Raw genomic sequence first — 15,433 nt, 5'->3', positions numbered from 1 at the left:
GATACGCATGCAGCCTTACGACGAACGTCTCACCGCGCCCCGTTCATGGTGGTTCATCGCGATTCTGATCGGGTTCGCCACGGCGTTGATCATGCTGCCCTTCGGCGCCCTGCCGATGCTCGGCGGCCTGATCGGAGGCGCGGCGCTGGCCTGTGTCGCGGTGAGTTCGTACGGCTCGGCCCGGGTGCGGGTGGTGGCGGGCTCCCTGGTCGCGGGAGAGGCCAGGATCCCGGTGTCGGCCCTCGGGACCGCCGAGGTGCTGGACGCCGACGAGGCGGCCGCCTGGCGGAGCCACAAGGCCGATCCGCGGGCCTTCATGCTGCTGCGGAGCTACATCCCGACCGCGCTGCGGGTCGAGGTCACCGATCCGCAGGACCCCACGCCGTACGTGTACGTCTCCACCCGGGACCCCGAGGGTCTGGCCGCGGCGCTGACGGCCGTAAGCGCCGAGACGGCCTAGGGAGCGTCCCGAGGGCCCTGCCACGGGGGCTGCGGGGGCTGTGGGGGCGGCAGCTCGCCCGGGGCGCCGGGCGGCTCACCGGGGGCACCCGGGGACGGGGGGAGGGCTTCCCAGGGCACCTGGCGGTCGCGCAGATCCTTGCGGATCTTGCGCGCGAGTCTCTTGGTGTCGCGCCGGTTCATCGAGGCGCCGACGGCCGCGCCGACCATGAAGGGCGCAAGGACCGGCAGGTTCCGGAAGCTCCGTCTCAGCACCTGCTGGCGCAGCTCGCGCTTCATCCGGACGTTCAGCGCGGCGTTGACGCTGCCGGGGACGGTCGGGTCGATACCGCGCTCCTCGGCCCATGAGCTGAGGTAGACGGTGGCCCGCTGCCGCACGGTCCCGGGCGCCCGCAGCCCGTAGACCTCGTGCAGCTCGGCGATGAGCTTGAACTCTATGGACGCCACGCCGACGATCTCGGCGGCCAGCTCGGTGGGCATGGCGGGCGGGGCCGGCAGCATCGCCGCGGCACCGACGCCCGCGCCCACGGTGGAGGTGCCGTTCGCCGCACCCGCCACCAGCTTGTCCGCGATCTCTTCCGGGCCGAGCCCGGGGAACTGCTTGCGGAGCGTCGCGAGGTCGCGGACCGGAATACGCGGTGCGTTCGCCACGATCCGGTCGGCGACCGCGTACACCCCCGCCCGGGCACGGTCACCGCCCTGCCGGACGCCGCGGCCGAGGGCGGCCGCGAGCGAGGCCGCCCGGCCTCGCTCGACATGTGCCCCGTCCACGCCGCCGTGCTCCGCGTCCACGACTGGCCTGGCCTGCGGCTCAGGCCGCGCAGTCGCGGCAGATCGGCTGGCCGTTCTTGGTCTCGGCGGCCAGCTGGCTGCGGTGGTGCACGAGGAAGCAGGTCATGCAGGTGAACTCGTCGGCCTGGCGAGGCAGCACCCGCACGGACAGCTCCTCGTTGGAGAGGTCCGCACCGGGCAGCTCCAGGCCCTCGGCCTGCTCGAACTCGTCGACGTCGACGGTGGACGCCGACTTGTCGTTCCGCCGGGCCTTGAGTTCCTCGATGCTGTCCTCGTTGACGTCATCGTCGGTCTTGCGTGGGGTGTCGTAATCCGTTGCCATGTCGCTCTCCCCCTCTGGGTGTCTGCGGTGTCTCAGCGCTCGTAACGCGTGAGAGGCCGGACTTGTGCCCGACCTGAGGCGGAGATTTTGCCTCACATCAAGGTCTGTTACTCAATCGACACCCAACCGCACCCCTGAAGAGGTGATCGGGTTGGATGGCCATCGGGACCGTACACGGTCCGAATGTCGCACTCTCGCGCGCCATGACGTGTACTTCCCGTGATCACGGTGCCTGAAAACCCGGATTTTTACGGCTTTCCGGCAACCGGCACGATCACGCAGAGTGTATGGCTTGAAAATCGCCCATGTGATCGATCACACACGATACAGGCGGCGGGCGGATCACGAAAATTCCGCCCAAAGCGAACACCCCACGAGGGTACTCCCCCTTTCGTCGTTCCGCCGTTCCGCGCTCAGACCGGGAGCACCACCCGCATCACCAGGCCACCGCCCTCCCGCGGCTCGGCCGCGATCCGGCCGCCGTGGGCGCGCGCGACCGAGCGGGCGATCGACAGCCCGAGGCCCACGCCCTTGTCGCTGCCGGTGCGCTCGGTGCGGAGCCTGCGGAAGGGCTCGAAGATGGCGTCCATCTCGTACGCCGGGATCACCGGTCCGGTGTTCGCGACGACCAGCAGCGCCTGCCCCTGCCGCACCTCGGTGGTCACCTCCACCCAGCCGTGGTCCGGGATGTTGTAGCGCACGGCGTTCTGTACCAGGTTCAGCGCGATGCGTTCCAGCAGCACCCCGTTGCCCTGGACCACCGCGGCCGCCCGCTCGCCGCGGATCTCCACGCCCTTGGCCTGGGCCTCGGCCCGGACCTGTTCGAGGGCCTGGGAGGCCACCTCGGCGAGATCCACCGGCTTGCGGTCCACGATCTCGTTGTCGCTGCGGGCCAGCAGCAGCAGACCCTCCACCAGCTGCTCGCTGCGCTCGTTGGTGGCCAGCAGCGTCTTGCCGAGCTGGACCAGCTCCGGGGGCGCCTGTGGATCGGACAACTGCACCTCCAGCAGGGTGCGGTTGATCGCCAGCGGGGTGCGCAGCTCGTGCGAGGCGTTGGCGACGAACCGCTGCTGGGCGGTGAACGCCCGGTCCAGCCGTTCCAGCATCTCGTCGAAGGTGTCCGCCAGCTCCTTCAGCTCGTCGTCCGGCCCGTCCAGCTCGATCCGGCGGGACAGGTCCGAGCCCGCCACCTGACGCGCCGTACGGGTGATGCGGCCCAGCGGCGACAGCACCCGCCCGGCCATGGCGTAGCCGAACGCGAACGCGACCACGGCCAGCCCCAGCAGCGCCAGCAGCGAGCGGCGCAGCAGCCCGTCCAGGGCGTAGTCGCGCTGCTGCTGCATGCACTGGGCCACCGCCCGGTTGAACGCGTCGTTGTTGCCCTGGCTGGGCAGATGGCAGGTGTCGGAGGGCTTGTAGTCGATCCGCACGATCTGGAGCGGGAACTCGCTGCCCCGGCGGATGGCGTCGGCCGCCAGCAGATAGATGATCGTCAGCAGCACCACACCAGCGATCAGGAACATCCCGCCGTACAGCAGGGTGAGCCGTATCCGGATGGTGGGGCGCAGCCAGGGGTTGGGCGGCGAGGTGTGCTGCGGGTCCCAGCTGGGCTTGGGCGGTGCCGCCGGCGGAAGCGGAGTCGTGGCCATGCCCGGTCAGATCCGGTATCCCGAGCCGGGGACGGTGACGATCACGGCGGGCTCGCCGAGCTTGCGGCGCAGCGTCATGACGGTCACCCGGACGACGTTGGTGAACGGGTCGGTGTTCTCGTCCCAGGCCTTCTCCAGCAGCTGCTCGGCGGAGACGACGGCGCCCTCGCTGCGCATCAGGACCTCCAGCACCGCGAACTCCTTGGGCGCCAGCTGGATCTCCTTGCCGTCCCGGAACACCTCGCGGCGGTTCGGGTCCAGCTTGATCCCGGCCCGCTCCAGGACCGGCGGCAGGGCGACGGTGGTGCGGCGGCCGAGCGCCCGCACCCGGGCGATCAGCTCGCTGAATGCGAACGGCTTGGGGAGGTAGTCGTCGGCGCCGATCTCCAGCCCCTCGACGCGGTCGCTGACATCACCGGAGGCGGTGAGCATCAGGACGCGGGTGGGCATGCCGAGTTCGACGATCTTGCGGCACACGTCGTCACCGTGGACGAGCGGCAGGTCACGGTCGAGGACCACGACGTCGTAGTCGTTGACGGCGATGCGCTCCAGGGCGGCGGCACCGTCATACACGACGTCGACAGCCATGGCCTCCCGGCGCAGTCCGGTGGCCACCGCGTCGGCGAGCAGTTGCTCGTCCTCGACGACGAGTACACGCACGTCGTTCGTCCTTCCCTCATGGCCGCGTGCGAGCTCTCGTGCTCCACAGCGTTCGGCGCCTCCATCCTGCCTCGAAGTCTCATAAACCGGCGGTAAGAGGTGCCGGGTGGCCGACTTCAAGATCATCAAGAAACTTTTGGCGCCGGAGGTTTCCCCTCCGAGTGGGGTGGGGAGGACGACTGCACACCCCGCGATCACGCCCTGTATGTGGCTATCCATTGATGCCGCTGCCACCCTCAGGGATTCACGTACGTGATCGCTCCCGCCGTCGGCACACCCCCGTGCCACCGACCCACGACGAGGGGGCGCACCATGGACGCGTTCACCGCAGGCATTCTGCAGCGTATAGAGACCACCAAGTCCGACCTCACCCGCGCCCGTGAGACGGGCGACGAATTCCTCGCCGACGTGGAGCTGGCGGAGCTGGAAGACCTCCGTCGGCTGGCCGCCGAGCACGGCGTCGAAGTAAGCGCCGCTTGATCCAGGCTGCTTGATCCAGTGCGCCGCCGGTTTCGTTCGGCGGTTTGATCGCCCGGTGTGACGGAGACCGATCCAGCTCCGGTACGCCGATCCGCCCAGCACGACCGGCACAATCCACGCCGAAGCGCCCCGGTGCCCTCCTGGCACCGGGGCGCTTCGCGTGCCCTGGGGTGGTACGACCCGGCTCAGTCGTGCCAGGCGCCCAGGTCCTCCAGCAGCGCCTGGAGCGGCTCGAAGAGGCCGGGGGCGGCGGCGATGGTCAGCTCCGTCGAGGCGGGTACACCCGGCCGTCCGCCGGTCAGCGCGCCCGCCTCGCGGGCTATGAGGGCACCGGCCGCGTAGTCCCAGGGGTTGAGCCCGCGCTCGTAGTACGCGTTGAGCCGGCCGCAGGCCACGTCGCACAGGTCGATGGCGGCCGATCCGCCGCGCCGGATGTCGCGCACCTGGGGCAGCAGCTCGTGGAGGACCCTGGCCTGCCCGATGCGGCGCTCGCGCACATAGCCGAAGCCGGTGCCGATCAGCGCCTGCTCGAAGGGGGGTGCGGTGCGCACCCGCACCCGCTCCCCGTCGACGTACGCGCCCTGGCCGAGCACCGCGTGGTACGTCTCGCCGCGCATCGGCGCCGCCACCACGCCGACGACCGTCTCGCCGTCCCGCTCCACGGCGATGCTGACCGCCCAGGAGGGGAGGCCGTAGAGGTAGTTCACCGTGCCGTCGATCGGGTCGATCACCCAGCGGACACCGCTGCTGCCCTCGCTGCTCGCGCCCTCCTCCCCCAGCACGCCGTCCTGCGGGCGGTGCTGCGCGAGGAAGTCGGTGATCAGCTTCTCGGAGGCGACGTCCATCTCGGTGACGACATCGATCGGGCTGGACTTGGTGGCGGCCACGCCGAGGTCGGCAGGGCGGCCGTCGCGCAGCAGGTCCCCGGCCCTGCGGGCGACCTCCAGGGCCAGATCGAGCAGTTCGGCGTTGAGCGAGTCGGTCATCGTGCTCCTTGGTGGATTACCCGTGCGTCCTGCGTGTGCGACTGCCCTGGAGATCCGCCGGAACGGTCCCCTGGTCGGCCCCGGCTAGTCGGCCCCGGCGGCGGCCGGTCGCGGCGAGCGGGCCGGGCAGCAGCCCACCGGGCAGAGGTCGTGGGACGGGCCCAGCGCGCCCAGCGCGCAGCGCTCGGGCGCCGCCGGGGCGTCCCCTGCGGCGAACCGCTCGGTGGCCGCGCGCTCCAGCAGCAGATCGCGCACCGCCGCCGCGAACCGCGGATCGGCGCCCACGGTCGAGGCGCGGGCGACCGGCAGGCCCAGGTCGGCCGCCTTGGCGGCCGCCTCGGTGTCCAGGTCGTACTTGACCTCCATGTGGTCCGAGACGAAGCCGATCGGGACCATCACGGCGGCGGGCGCCCCCTCGCCGTGCAGCTCCTCCAGGTGGTCGCAGATGTCCGGCTCCAGCCAGGGGATGTGCGGGGCGCCGCTGCGGGACTGGTAGACCAGCCGCCAGGGATGCACGGCGCCGGTCTCCCCCCGCACCGCCTCAGCGATCAGCCGGGCGACGTCGAGGTGCTGGGCGACGTACGCACCGCCCTCGCCGTGGTCCGGGACCGGGCCGGAGGTGTCCGCGGCGGCGGTCGGGATGGAGTGGGTGGTGAAGGCGAGGTGCGCGCCCGCCCGCAGCCCCTCGGGCAGCTCGGCGAGCGCGGCGAGCGTCGCGTCCACCATGGGCCGGACGAAGCCGGGGTGGTTGAAGTAGTGCCGCAGCTTGTCCACGCGCGGCAGCGGCAGCCCCTCGTCCTCCAGGGCGGCGAGCGCGTCCGCGAGGTTCTCGCGGTACTGACGGCAGCCCGAGTACGAGGCGTACGCGCTGGTGGCGAGCACCGCGATGCGGCGGTGGCCGTCGGTGACCATCTCGCGCAGGGTGTCGGTCAGGTACGGGGCCCAGTTGCGGTTGCCCCAGTAGACCGGCAGGTCCAGCCCGTGCTCGGCGAAGTCCTTGCGCAGCGCGTGCAGCAGCTCGCGGTTCTGGGCGTTGATCGGGCTGACGCCGCCGAACAGGAAGTAGTGCTGCCCGACCTCCTTGAGCCGCTCCCGCGGGATGCCCCGGCCCCGCGTGACGTTCTCCAGGAACGGCACGACGTCGTCCGGGCCCTCGGGCCCGCCGAAGGAGAGCAACAGCAGGGCGTCGTACGGGGCGGGGGATGGCTGCGGTGGCTGTTCCGGCATGGTTCTGATCCTGCCACCAGCCTTGGACCGGCGGGAAATGCCCCTGCGCGGGCCCCGCGGTGACCGTAAGCTGTATCAGCTTCGACGTTCCTTACCCCCTCGGCCCCGCCGACCTGCTCTCTTTGCTCCCGCCGTCCCGTCCTGCCGCTCTGCCCGCCCGCGGAGGCCCCCCATGCCCGGCCCCAGTCCGTACCGTGTGATCTTCGCCGCCCCCGGCGCCAAGGCGTTCTCCGCGGCCGGGTTCATCGGGCGGATGACCGTGGCCATGACGAGCATCGGCGTGGTCACGATGGTCTCCCAACTCACCGGGCGGTACGGGCTCGCCGGTGCGCTGGCGGCCACCCTCGCGCTCTCCGTCGCCGTCCTCGGCCCGCAGACCTCCCGGCTGGTCGACCGGTACGGCCAGCGCCGGGTGCTGCGCCCCGCGACCCTCATCACGCTCAGCTCGCTGGCCGGGCTGCTGCTGGCGGCCCACCGGGGCTGGCCGGACTGGACGCTGTTCGTGTTCGCCGCCACGGCCGGCTGTGTGCCGAGCGTCGGCTCCATGGTGCGCGCCCGCTGGGCGGCGATCCACCAGGACGCGCCGCGTGAACTGCACGCCGCGTACGCCTGGGAGGCCATCGTCGACGAGGCGTGCTTCATCCTCGGGCCGATGATCGCGATCGGGCTGTCCACCGCCTGGTTCCCGGAGGCGGGCCCGCTGCTGGCGGGCTGCTTCCTGGCCGTCGGCGTCTTCTGGCTCACCGCGCAGCGGGCCACCGAGCCCGCGCCGCATCCGCGCGGGCCGCACACCGGTGGCTCCGCGCTGCGGTCGCGCGCGCTCCAGGTGCTGGTCCTCACCTTTGTCGCGGTCGGGACGATCTTCGGAGCGGTCGACGTGGCGACGGTGGCGTTCGCCGAGGAGGAGGGTCACAAGGCGGCGGCGAGCCTGGTCCTGGCGGTGTACGCGCTGGGCTCGTGCACGGCGGGAGCCGTCTTCGGGCTGCTGCCGCTCAAAAGATCGCTGTCTTTCCGCTGGTTGCTGGGTATTTGTGCGATGACCGTGAGTATGATCCCCCTCCAACTGGTCGGGAACCTTTCGTTTCTGGCCGTGGCGCTCTTTGTCGCGGGCCTGGCCGTCGCACCGACGATGGTCACGACCATGGCCCTCGTCGAACAGCACGTACCACGCGCGCGTCTGACCGAGGGCATGACCTGGGTGAGCACCGGGCTCGCGGTCGGCGTGGCGCTCGGCTCGTCGGCCACTGGAGGGGTGGTGGACGCCGCCGGGGCCCGCGCGGGGTACGCGGTGCCGGCCGTGGCCGGGGCGCTCGCGGCGGCGGTGGCGTTCCTCGGGTATCGCCGGCTCCGGCCGGCGCCACAGCGGGAGGGGTCGGGTGCGGATGGCCGTCAAGACCGTAAGAACCGAGCGGAACAGCGTGTGGCGTAACTGGGCGGGGAACGTCATCGCCCGTCCGGTGCGGAGCGTGGCCCCCTCCTCGACCCAGGAGCTGGCCGAGGCGGTGCGGCAGGCCGTGGCGGACGGGCTGCGGGTCAAGCCGGTGGGCACCGGCCACTCCTTCACCACCACGGCCGCCACCGACGGCGTGCTGATACGCCCGGACCGCCTGGTGGGCGTGCGGGAGGTGGACCGGGAGGCGGGCACGGTGACCGTCGCGGCGGGCACGACGCTGCGTCAGCTCAACGAGACCCTGTCGGCCCACGGCCTGTCGCTGGCCAACATGGGCGACATCATGGAGCAGACGGTGGCGGGGGCCACCTCCACCGGCACCCATGGGACGGGGCGCGACAGCGCCTCGATCGCCGCCCAGATCAAGGGGCTGGAGCTGGTCACGGCGGACGGCTCGGTGCTGCGCTGCTCGGCGACCGAACACCCGGAGATCTTCGCGGCCGCCCGGGTCGGCCTCGGCGCGCTCGGCGTGGTCACGGCGATCACCTTCGGGGTGGAGCGGGAGTTCCTGCTCACGGCGCGCGAGGAGCCGATGTCCTTCGACCGGGTGATGACGGACTTCGAACAACTCGTCGCCGAGAACGAGCACTTCGAGTTCTACTGGTTCCCACACACGGGCAACTGCAACACCAAGCGCAACAACCGCAGCACCGGCCCCGCCTCCCCCGTCGGCCGGGTCAGCGGCTGGGTGGACGACGAACTGCTGTCCAACGGCATCTTCCAGGTGGCCTGCACGGTGGGCCGGGCGGTCCCCGCCACCATCCCCGGGATCGCAAAGATCTCCAGTCGTGCCCTGTCCGCCCGCACCTACACGGACATTCCTTACAAAGTCTTCACCAGCCCACGCCGGGTCCGCTTCCTGGAAATGGAGTACGCGGTGCCGCGCGAGGCCGCCGTCCCGGCGCTGCGCGAACTGAAGGAGACCGTCGAACGGTCGGGGCTGCGGGTCAGCTTCCCGGTGGAGGTGCGGACGGCGCCCGCCGACGACATCCCGCTGTCCACCGCCTCCGGCCGGGACACCGCGTACATCGCCGTCCACCTCTACCGGGGCACCCCGCACCGGGCGTACTTCACGGCCGCCGAGCAGATCATGACCGCGCACGGCGGACGCCCGCACTGGGGCAAGCTGCACAGCCGCGACGCCGCGTATCTCTCCGGGGTCTATCCGCGGTTCGGCGAGTTCACCGCGCTCCGCGACCGGCTCGACCCGGACCGGGTGTTCGGCAACGACTACCTGCGGCGGGTGCTCGGCGGCTGAGCCGCCCGGCCGGGAGCGGGTGCGCCCTCGGGCCGCGGCCGCTCCGGCGCCTCCGGCCCCGGCGTGGACATTCGTTCCAGCTCGCAGGGGGAAGCGGACTATAAACGAAACGGATCATTCCGATTCTGACGTTCCTGTGAAACTTGCGGCCCAAAATGCGCCCCACTTCGAAGGATTCGGCGCTGGATCACCACGCCACGCCCGAACTCGGCTGGCGCGCCGCTCCACCCGAGCGGCCCAAATGGAGTACTGTGGCGAGCCCTGGCCCCGCTTTCCCGTCCGGCCGCCCGGACCCAACGGGAGGGGGCAGAGGGCGGCAACCAACCGGCCCGGGCAACTCGGCAAAGTTGTGGCAGGCTGCACCCGGGCAGGCCACACTCGTCTAGCGGGAGAGCAGCGACGCAACCGTGACGTCGGCAGGCACCACCCGGGAGGTCCCCATGCCCGAACTGCGTGTCGTGGCCGTCAGCAACGACGGCACACGGCTGGTGCTCAAGGCTGCGGACAGCACGGAGTACACACTTCCCATCGACGAGCGACTGCGCGCCGCGGTGCGCAACGACCGCGCTCGGCTCGGCCAGATCGAGATCGAGGTCGAGAGCCATCTGCGGCCCCGTGACATCCAGGCCCGTATACGTGCCGGCGCCACGGCCGAAGAGGTCGCGCAGATGGCCGGCATTCCCGTCGACCGTGTGCGCCGCTTCGAGGGCCCGGTGCTCGCGGAGCGCGCGTTCATGGCCGAGCGCGCCCGTAAGACACCCGTGCGCCGCCCCGGCGAGAACACCGGACCGCAGCTCGGCGAGGCCGTGGCGGAGCGGCTGCTGCTGCGCGGCGCCGAGAAGGACACCGCGCAGTGGGACTCGTGGCGGCGTGACGACGGCACCTGGGAGGTGCTGCTGGTCTACCGGGTCGCCGGTGAGCCGCACTCGGCGAGCTGGACGTACGACCCGCCCCGGCGGCTGGTCCAGGCCGTGGACGACGAGGCGCGGACGCTCATCGGCGAGGCCGACGACACCCCGGAGCCCAGCTTCCCCTTCGTCCCGCGCATCGCCCGGCTGCCCCGGGACCGGGACAAGGACAGGGACAGAGACCGGGACAGAGAAAGAGACCGGGACCGGGGGACGTCTTCCGAGTACGGCGACGACGAGGACGAGTCCGCCCTGCCGGTGTCGCCGTCCGCCTCGGCGGACGACGGGCTCGGCGGCGAGCGCGACTCGCTGACCAGCCTGCTGGAGGCCGTGCCCAACTTCCGTGGTGACATGGTCGTGCCCGAGGCGCCGGTCGTGGCGCCGCCACCCCCGCCGGACGAGCCGGTGGAGGAGGCGGAGGCCGTCGAGCCGCCCGCCCCGGCGGCGAGCGCGGGTTCGGCGTACGCGGATGTGCTGATGCCCCGTTCGGTCGCGGGCCACCGCGACCGGCTGACCGGTACGACGGACCGCCAGGCGGAGGCGGACGGTGTCCGTCCGGGTCGCCGGGCGGCGGTGCCGAGCTGGGACGAGATCGTCTTCGGTACGCGCCGCAAGAAGCAGGAGTAGCCTCCGGGCCACTCGTTCTCCACAGGCTCCGGGCCCGTCACCGCAGTTCGGTGACGGGCCCGGAGCTCTGCGGCGGTTCAGCTCAGCCGGGCTGGGGGCCGGTGGCCACCGGACGGCTGCCGTCGGCGGACCACTCGCTCCACGACCCCACGTACAGAGCCGCCGGAATCCCGGCTTCCGCCAGCGCCAGGACCTGGTGCGCGGCCGAGACGCCCGAACCGCAGTACACCCCGACCTCGGCGTCCCCGGTGGCGCCGAGCTCCGCGAAGCGCTCGGCGAGCCGCTCGGCGGGCAGCAGATGGCCGTCGGCGGTGACGTTCTCGGCGGTGGGAGCGGAGATCGCGCCCGGGATGTGGCCGCCGACCCGGTCGATCGGCTCGACCTCGCCGCGGTAGCGCTCGCCCGCCCGCGCGTCCAGCAGCACCCCGCGCCGGGCGAGCGCGGCCGCGTCATCCGCCGTGAGCAGCGGCAGGGCGCCGGGCTCCGGGACGAAGTCCCCCTCGGGCTCGCCCGGGAGGTCGGTGGTCAGCGCGCCACCGGCCGCGGTCCAGGCGGGCAGACCGCCGTCGAGCACGCGGACGTCGGGGTGGCCCGCCCAGCGGAGCAGCCACCAGGCGCGCGCCGCCGCCCACCCCTGTCCGCCGTCATACGCCACCACGCGCCGGTCCCGGCCGACCCCGGCCCGGCGCATCGCGGCCGCGAACGCGGAAAGATCGGGCAGCGGATGGCGCCCCGCCGCCCCGGCCGGGCTCGCCAGCTCGGTGTCGAGGTCGACGTACACGGCGCCGGGCAGATGTCCGGCCTCGTAGGCCGGGCGGCCGGGAGGGCCGCCGAGCTGCCAGCGCACGTCCAGCAGCAGCGGGGGGCGCTCCCCCGCCAGCGCGTTCATGAGATCGGGTGCGGTGATGATGGCATTCATGGGAACCATCCTTGCGTAGATCCGCCTGCGACGTTTGGACCCCCCGATCACTCAACGCACAGCTGATCGTCACTCAACGGCAAGCAAAGCGAAACGGATGCGCGGCAATAAACCGGTCATTCTTCCTCCGGAGCAGCCATATTGCGGCGCGGCCGGGGCGCTTGTCGCGGCAGGTGGTGCAAATATCGTTCGGGCCCCCACATCAGCACCTCCGCATCACCGCCCCGCGCCGCCGAACGGCCCGGGGCCGCACGGCCACGACGATGGTCCGAGGAGAGAGTGACGTATGACCGAGGCAGCGACTCGGCGCACACCGGGCACGCCCTGCTGGACGAGTTTGATGGTGCACAGCCTTGCCGCGACACAGGACTTCTACCGCGCTCTGTTCGACTGGGAGTTCACACCGGGGCCCCAGCAGCTCGGCGCGTACGTCCGCGCCGTACGGGACGGCGTGCCGGTCGCCGGGCTGGGCGAGCTGCCGCCGGAGCGTCAGCTTCCGGTCTCCTGGATGACCTATCTGGCCTCCCCCGACGCCGATGAGACGGCGGAGATGATCCGCGCCTGCGGCGGCACCGTGGCCGTGGGCCCGCTGGACGCGGACGAGGCGGGCCGGATGCTGATCGCCGCCGACCCGGAGGGCGCCGTGTTCGGGGTGTGGCAGGAGGAGGAGCACGCCGCCCTCCGGGAGTCGGGGGCGCCCGGCACCCCGGTCTGGCACGAGCTGACGGCCCGCGACTCCGGGGCGGTCGCGAAGTTCTACCAGATGGTCTTCGGCTACGAACCGGACGGCACGCGGAGCGCGTCGTCGTCCGAGCCAGGCGAGCCCGGCCGCCGGACCCTGCACCTGGCCGGGCGGCCGGTGTGCGCGATCCGGAGCGTGGGCCAGGCCCTGCCCCGCGACCGGGGCGCGCACTGGATGACGCACTTCGCGGTACGGGACGTGGACGAAGCGGTGCGCCGGGTCGCCGAGTTGGGCGGCCGGGTGGTCGAACCGCCGTCGGACCGGGCGACCGGTCGCGCGGCCCTGGTCACGGACCGGGAGGGGGCGGCCTTCACCGTCGTCCGGGCTGCGGGAGTTTAGGGAGCGGTCGGCGGACTGGCGGGCGAGGAGTCGACCGGGAGCACGTCGGGTGACAGGCTGGCGGCCCGCGCGCCGGCGGCCGTCATCCGGCGCCGGTGGTGGCGACGGCACAGCACCTCGTAACCCACCTCGCTCTCCGGCCGGTTGACGTCGCCCACGACGACCTGGGCGCCCTCGACGACCATCTCGCCGCCGACCGTACGGGCGTTGTGCGTGGCCCGGGCACCGCACCAGCACAGCGCCTCGACCTGGAGCACCTCCACGCGGTCCGCGAGTTCGACCAGCCGCTGGGAGCCGGGGAAGAGCTTGCTGCGGAAGTCGGTGGTGATGCCGAAGGCGAAGACGTCCAGCCCCAGGTCGTCGACGATGCGGGCGAGTTGGTCGATCTGGAGCGGGGTGAGGAACTGCGCCTCGTCCACGATGACGTAGTCGGCGCGGTTCCCGGCCGTCAGCACGCCGACCACATGGGCGTAGAAGTCCAGGTCCGGCACGGCCTCGACGGCCTCGGTGACCAGCCCGAGCCGCGAGGAGAGCTTGCCGTGGCCCGCCCGGTCGTCCCGGGCGTAGATCATCCCCTGGAGCCCGCGGGCCGAGCGGTTGTGCTCGATCTGAAGAGCCAGCGTGCTCTTTCCGCAGTCCATGGTTCCGGAGAAGAACACCAGCTCGGGCATGGGGGTGGCGGAGCCTTTCGTACGAGACAGGTGGCGGTGACGCGATCGCGCGGGTGACGCGGTCGCTCAGGAGCGTACTTCGAGCAGCGGGACGAGCTGCTCCACCGGGGTCATCGAACCGTGCAGCCCGACCATCGCGGACTCCTTCGGCTCGGTCTCCGAGGCGACGATCGCGATGTCGTCGCGGGCGGCGGCCACGATGTCGCCGATGCGCCGGTAGACCCGGTCGTCCACGCCGCCGGTGCCGCCGGGCGGCCCGAACCAGCCCGCCTCGATGGCCTCGTCACGGCTGGCCACCCACATCCGCTCCCCCACCACCTCACGCCATACGGCGAGCACGTCGCCGGCCGCGCCGGGGACCGCGTACAGATGGCGGGCCCGGCCCTCGCCGCCCAGCAGCGCGACGCCCGCCCGCAGCTCCCAGTCGGTGTCGAAGTCGAGGCGCGACTCCGGGTCGAAGGGGATGTCGATCATGCCGTGGTCGGCGGTCACGTACAGCACGGCGCGGGGCGGGAGTTGTTCGGCGAGCCGCCGGGCCAGCCCGTCGACGTAGCGGAGTTGGTCACGCCACTCCGCGGAGTCGACGCCGAAGCGATGACCCTTGCCATCCACTTCGCTGTAGTACGTGTAGACGAGCGAGCGGTCCGCGGCGCCGAGCTGCTCGGCCGCGAGGTCCATCCGCTCCTCGCCGGAGAGCCGGCCGTGGAAGGTGCCGCCGCTCAGCGCGATCTTGGTGAGCGGGGTCTCCGCGAAGGTCGGCGCGGAGACCTGGCAGGTGTGCACGCCCGCGGCGTCGGCCAGCTGGAAGACCGTGGGATACGGCTGCCAGGCGTGCGGATCCGTCCAGGGCTGCCAGCGCAGCTGGTTCATGAGCTGGCCGGTGGCGGGGTCGGCCACCGTATAGCCCGGCAGCCCGTGGGCGCCGGGCGGCAGGCCCGTGCCCACGGAGGCGAGCGACGTCGCGGTGGTGGACGGGAAGCCCGCGGTGAGCGGGGCGCCGGTGCCGTTCAGCGAGGTGGAGAGCAGCGAGGTCAGAAAGGGCGCCTCGGCGGGGTGGTCGCGCAGCAGCTCCCAGCCCAGGCCGTCGACCAGGAAGACGCACACCCGGTCGGCGGGCGCGAGGGCGAGCCCGGACGTCAGCCCTGGGACCTCCTGGCCCGCGGCGATCGCGGGCAGCAGATCGGCGAGCGAGCCCGTGCCGTAGCGCGGCAGCGGAGCGGTACGGGGATCGAGCGGCACCGGCTCGGGCCAGACGGAGTCGGCGGCGGTGGTCGGGCCGGTGGCGGAGCCGGGCATCAGCGGCCGGTGTCCGGGGTGGCCGCGGTGGCCTCGGAGAGCGCCTGGGCGAAGGCGAGGGTCTGGCGGACGGTGTCGGGGCCGTCGCCCGCCTCGCTGACCCGCAGGCTCAGGTCGTCGGCGGTGGACGAGCCGGTGTAGCCGTGGTCGGCCTCGCAGTTGGGGTCGCCGCAGGCGGCGGGCTCCAGGTCGAGGCGGTTGACGGCGCCCCAGCCGATGGTCAGCACGACCTCGCGGGGCAGCGTGCCCGGGGTGTACGACTCGGGGTTGGCGACGACACGGCTGAGCACGACCGACGAGATCCGCTGGAGCTTCACGGACTCGGTGGAGGTGGTCGCGTACGGCGACGGGGAGGTGCCGTCCGCGGCCTGCTCGTCGGTGTGGCTGACGATGAAGCGGTTTCCGGTGAGGACGAGGACCGTGACATGGCGGCGGACCTCGTTGGCGTCGAACGTGGTCTCCTGATGGACCAGGTACGACACGATCGGCTCGCCGCCCACGGCGGCCTCCACCGCCTCGGCCACGAGTGCCGGGTAATAGCCGCTGCGCTCGATCGCCGCGCGCAGCCCCTGGGTCGTCGTACCGGTCTTCGCCATGGGCACCATCCTACGGGGCGGCGCCGACACCGGCTCCCATGCCCGTCACCGG

The 15,433-nt window shown here is 72.2% G+C and carries 16 protein-coding genes; 6 read left to right on the top strand and 10 right to left on the bottom strand.

Annotation, left to right across the window (positions count from 1 at the left end; all coding sequences use genetic code 11):
- The first annotated feature begins 7 nt into the window (after nucleotides 1-7).
- A complete protein-coding gene (locus HYQ63_RS31425; RefSeq protein ID WP_179937179.1) occupies nucleotides 8-460 on the top strand; it encodes a DUF3093 domain-containing protein in 453 nt (150 codons plus the stop codon).
- On the opposite strand, the gene HYQ63_RS31420 is transcribed toward HYQ63_RS31425, so the two are convergent.
- From HYQ63_RS31420 to HYQ63_RS31405, 4 genes are all read right to left on the bottom strand, one after another.
- Nucleotides 457-1,251 carry a hypothetical protein gene (locus HYQ63_RS31420; protein WP_373689164.1) on the bottom strand — a complete coding sequence of 265 codons (795 nt, stop codon included), beginning with the start codon at nucleotides 1,249-1,251 and terminating at the stop codon, nucleotides 457-459. The two genes, HYQ63_RS31425 and HYQ63_RS31420, sit on opposite strands and share 4 nt — an antisense overlap.
- Before the next feature lie 19 nt (nucleotides 1,252-1,270).
- Nucleotides 1,271-1,573, bottom strand: a complete 303-nt coding sequence (locus HYQ63_RS31415) for a DUF4193 domain-containing protein (protein ID WP_123101731.1) — start codon at nucleotides 1,571-1,573, stop codon at nucleotides 1,271-1,273.
- A 413-nt stretch (nucleotides 1,574-1,986) separates the two neighbouring features.
- Nucleotides 1,987-3,222 (bottom strand): cell wall metabolism sensor histidine kinase WalK, encoded by a 1,236-nt coding sequence (locus HYQ63_RS31410; RefSeq protein WP_179937178.1) that lies wholly within the window; start codon nucleotides 3,220-3,222, stop codon nucleotides 1,987-1,989.
- A 6-nt stretch (nucleotides 3,223-3,228) separates the two neighbouring features.
- Entirely contained in the window at nucleotides 3,229-3,882 is a 654-nt protein-coding gene (locus HYQ63_RS31405) for a response regulator transcription factor (RefSeq protein WP_009714539.1), read from the bottom strand.
- Nucleotides 3,883-4,194: 312 nt separating this feature from the next.
- On the opposite strand from HYQ63_RS31405, the gene HYQ63_RS31400 reads away from it, so the two are divergent.
- A complete protein-coding gene (locus HYQ63_RS31400; protein ID WP_179937177.1) occupies nucleotides 4,195-4,362 on the top strand; it encodes a hypothetical protein in 168 nt (55 codons plus the stop codon).
- Nucleotides 4,363-4,547: 185 nt separating this feature from the next.
- Here the strand turns inward: HYQ63_RS31400 and HYQ63_RS31395 are convergent, their stop codons facing one another.
- Nucleotides 4,548-5,348 (bottom strand): inositol monophosphatase family protein, encoded by an 801-nt coding sequence (locus HYQ63_RS31395; protein ID WP_179937176.1) that lies wholly within the window; start codon nucleotides 5,346-5,348, stop codon nucleotides 4,548-4,550.
- An 84-nt stretch (nucleotides 5,349-5,432) separates the two neighbouring features.
- Entirely contained in the window at nucleotides 5,433-6,575 is a 1,143-nt protein-coding gene (locus HYQ63_RS31390) for a ferrochelatase (protein ID WP_179937175.1), read from the bottom strand.
- 172 nt (nucleotides 6,576-6,747) lie between these two features.
- Here HYQ63_RS31390 and HYQ63_RS31385 point away from each other — a divergent pair, with 172 nt between their 5' ends.
- From HYQ63_RS31385 to sepH, 3 genes are all read left to right on the top strand, one after another.
- Entirely contained in the window at nucleotides 6,748-8,004 is a 1,257-nt protein-coding gene (locus HYQ63_RS31385; protein ID WP_179937174.1) for an MFS transporter, read from the top strand.
- Complete coding sequence (locus tag HYQ63_RS31380) at nucleotides 7,958-9,283, top strand: D-arabinono-1,4-lactone oxidase (RefSeq protein WP_179937173.1); 1,326 nt, start codon at nucleotides 7,958-7,960, stop codon at nucleotides 9,281-9,283. Before HYQ63_RS31385 ends, HYQ63_RS31380 begins: the two co-directional genes overlap by 47 nt.
- A 407-nt stretch (nucleotides 9,284-9,690) precedes the next feature.
- Nucleotides 9,691-10,818 carry a septation protein SepH gene (gene sepH, locus HYQ63_RS31375; RefSeq protein WP_179937172.1) on the top strand — a complete coding sequence of 376 codons (1,128 nt, stop codon included), beginning with the start codon at nucleotides 9,691-9,693 and terminating at the stop codon, nucleotides 10,816-10,818.
- An 82-nt stretch (nucleotides 10,819-10,900) separates the two neighbouring features.
- Here the strand turns inward: sepH and HYQ63_RS31370 are convergent, their stop codons facing one another.
- Nucleotides 10,901-11,737: a sulfurtransferase gene (locus HYQ63_RS31370; RefSeq protein WP_179937171.1), complete on the bottom strand. Its 837-nt coding sequence runs from the start codon at nucleotides 11,735-11,737 to the stop codon at nucleotides 10,901-10,903.
- 286 nt (nucleotides 11,738-12,023) lie between these two features.
- On the opposite strand from HYQ63_RS31370, the gene HYQ63_RS31365 reads away from it, so the two are divergent.
- Nucleotides 12,024-12,818 carry a VOC family protein gene (locus HYQ63_RS31365; RefSeq protein WP_179937170.1) on the top strand — a complete coding sequence of 265 codons (795 nt, stop codon included), beginning with the start codon at nucleotides 12,024-12,026 and terminating at the stop codon, nucleotides 12,816-12,818.
- Here the strand turns inward: HYQ63_RS31365 and HYQ63_RS31360 are convergent.
- The 3 genes from HYQ63_RS31360 to HYQ63_RS31350 form a co-directional block, all read right to left on the bottom strand.
- A complete protein-coding gene (locus HYQ63_RS31360; protein WP_179937169.1) occupies nucleotides 12,815-13,489 on the bottom strand; it encodes a thymidine kinase in 675 nt (224 codons plus the stop codon). The two genes, HYQ63_RS31365 and HYQ63_RS31360, sit on opposite strands and share 4 nt — an antisense overlap.
- A 66-nt stretch (nucleotides 13,490-13,555) precedes the next feature.
- Nucleotides 13,556-14,785, bottom strand: coding sequence for an alkaline phosphatase family protein (locus HYQ63_RS31355; protein WP_179937168.1), 1,230 nt, complete (start codon nucleotides 14,783-14,785; stop codon nucleotides 13,556-13,558).
- On the bottom strand, nucleotides 14,785-15,381 hold the full coding sequence (locus tag HYQ63_RS31350; protein WP_063735875.1) for a DUF5998 family protein: 597 nt from the start codon (nucleotides 15,379-15,381) through the stop codon (nucleotides 14,785-14,787). The genes HYQ63_RS31355 and HYQ63_RS31350 overlap by 1 nt, the downstream gene beginning before the upstream one ends.
- Between the last annotated feature and the right edge of the window lie 52 nt (nucleotides 15,382-15,433).

Origin of the sequence: Streptomyces sp. Rer75, from assembly GCF_013414305.1 — a bacterium.
Taxonomy (GTDB): domain Bacteria; phylum Actinomycetota; class Actinomycetes; order Streptomycetales; family Streptomycetaceae; genus Streptomyces; species Streptomyces himastatinicus.
This window is presented reverse-complemented; position numbering and strand designations above follow the sequence as displayed.

Coding starts and splice junctions, on each gene's coding strand:
- HYQ63_RS31365 (WP_179937170.1), top strand. CDS start 12,024: ATGACCGAGGCAGCGACTCGGCGCACACCGGGCACGCCCTGCTGGACG.
- HYQ63_RS31380 (WP_179937173.1), top strand. CDS start 7,958: ATGGCCGTCAAGACCGTAAGAACCGAGCGGAACAGCGTGTGGCGTAAC.
- HYQ63_RS31425 (WP_179937179.1), top strand. CDS start 8: ATGCAGCCTTACGACGAACGTCTCACCGCGCCCCGTTCATGGTGGTTC.
- HYQ63_RS31355 (WP_179937168.1), bottom strand. CDS start 14,785: ATGCCCGGCTCCGCCACCGGCCCGACCACCGCCGCCGACTCCGTCTGG.
- HYQ63_RS31370 (WP_179937171.1), bottom strand. CDS start 11,737: ATGAATGCCATCATCACCGCACCCGATCTCATGAACGCGCTGGCGGGG.
- HYQ63_RS31410 (WP_179937178.1), bottom strand. CDS start 3,222: ATGGCCACGACTCCGCTTCCGCCGGCGGCACCGCCCAAGCCCAGCTGG.
- HYQ63_RS31395 (WP_179937176.1), bottom strand. CDS start 5,348: ATGACCGACTCGCTCAACGCCGAACTGCTCGATCTGGCCCTGGAGGTC.
- HYQ63_RS31400 (WP_179937177.1), top strand. CDS start 4,195: ATGGACGCGTTCACCGCAGGCATTCTGCAGCGTATAGAGACCACCAAG.
- HYQ63_RS31360 (WP_179937169.1), bottom strand. CDS start 13,489: ATGCCCGAGCTGGTGTTCTTCTCCGGAACCATGGACTGCGGAAAGAGC.
- HYQ63_RS31385 (WP_179937174.1), top strand. CDS start 6,748: ATGCCCGGCCCCAGTCCGTACCGTGTGATCTTCGCCGCCCCCGGCGCC.
- HYQ63_RS31350 (WP_063735875.1), bottom strand. CDS start 15,381: ATGGCGAAGACCGGTACGACGACCCAGGGGCTGCGCGCGGCGATCGAG.
- HYQ63_RS31390 (WP_179937175.1), bottom strand. CDS start 6,575: ATGCCGGAACAGCCACCGCAGCCATCCCCCGCCCCGTACGACGCCCTG.
- HYQ63_RS31415 (WP_123101731.1), bottom strand. CDS start 1,573: ATGGCAACGGATTACGACACCCCACGCAAGACCGACGATGACGTCAAC.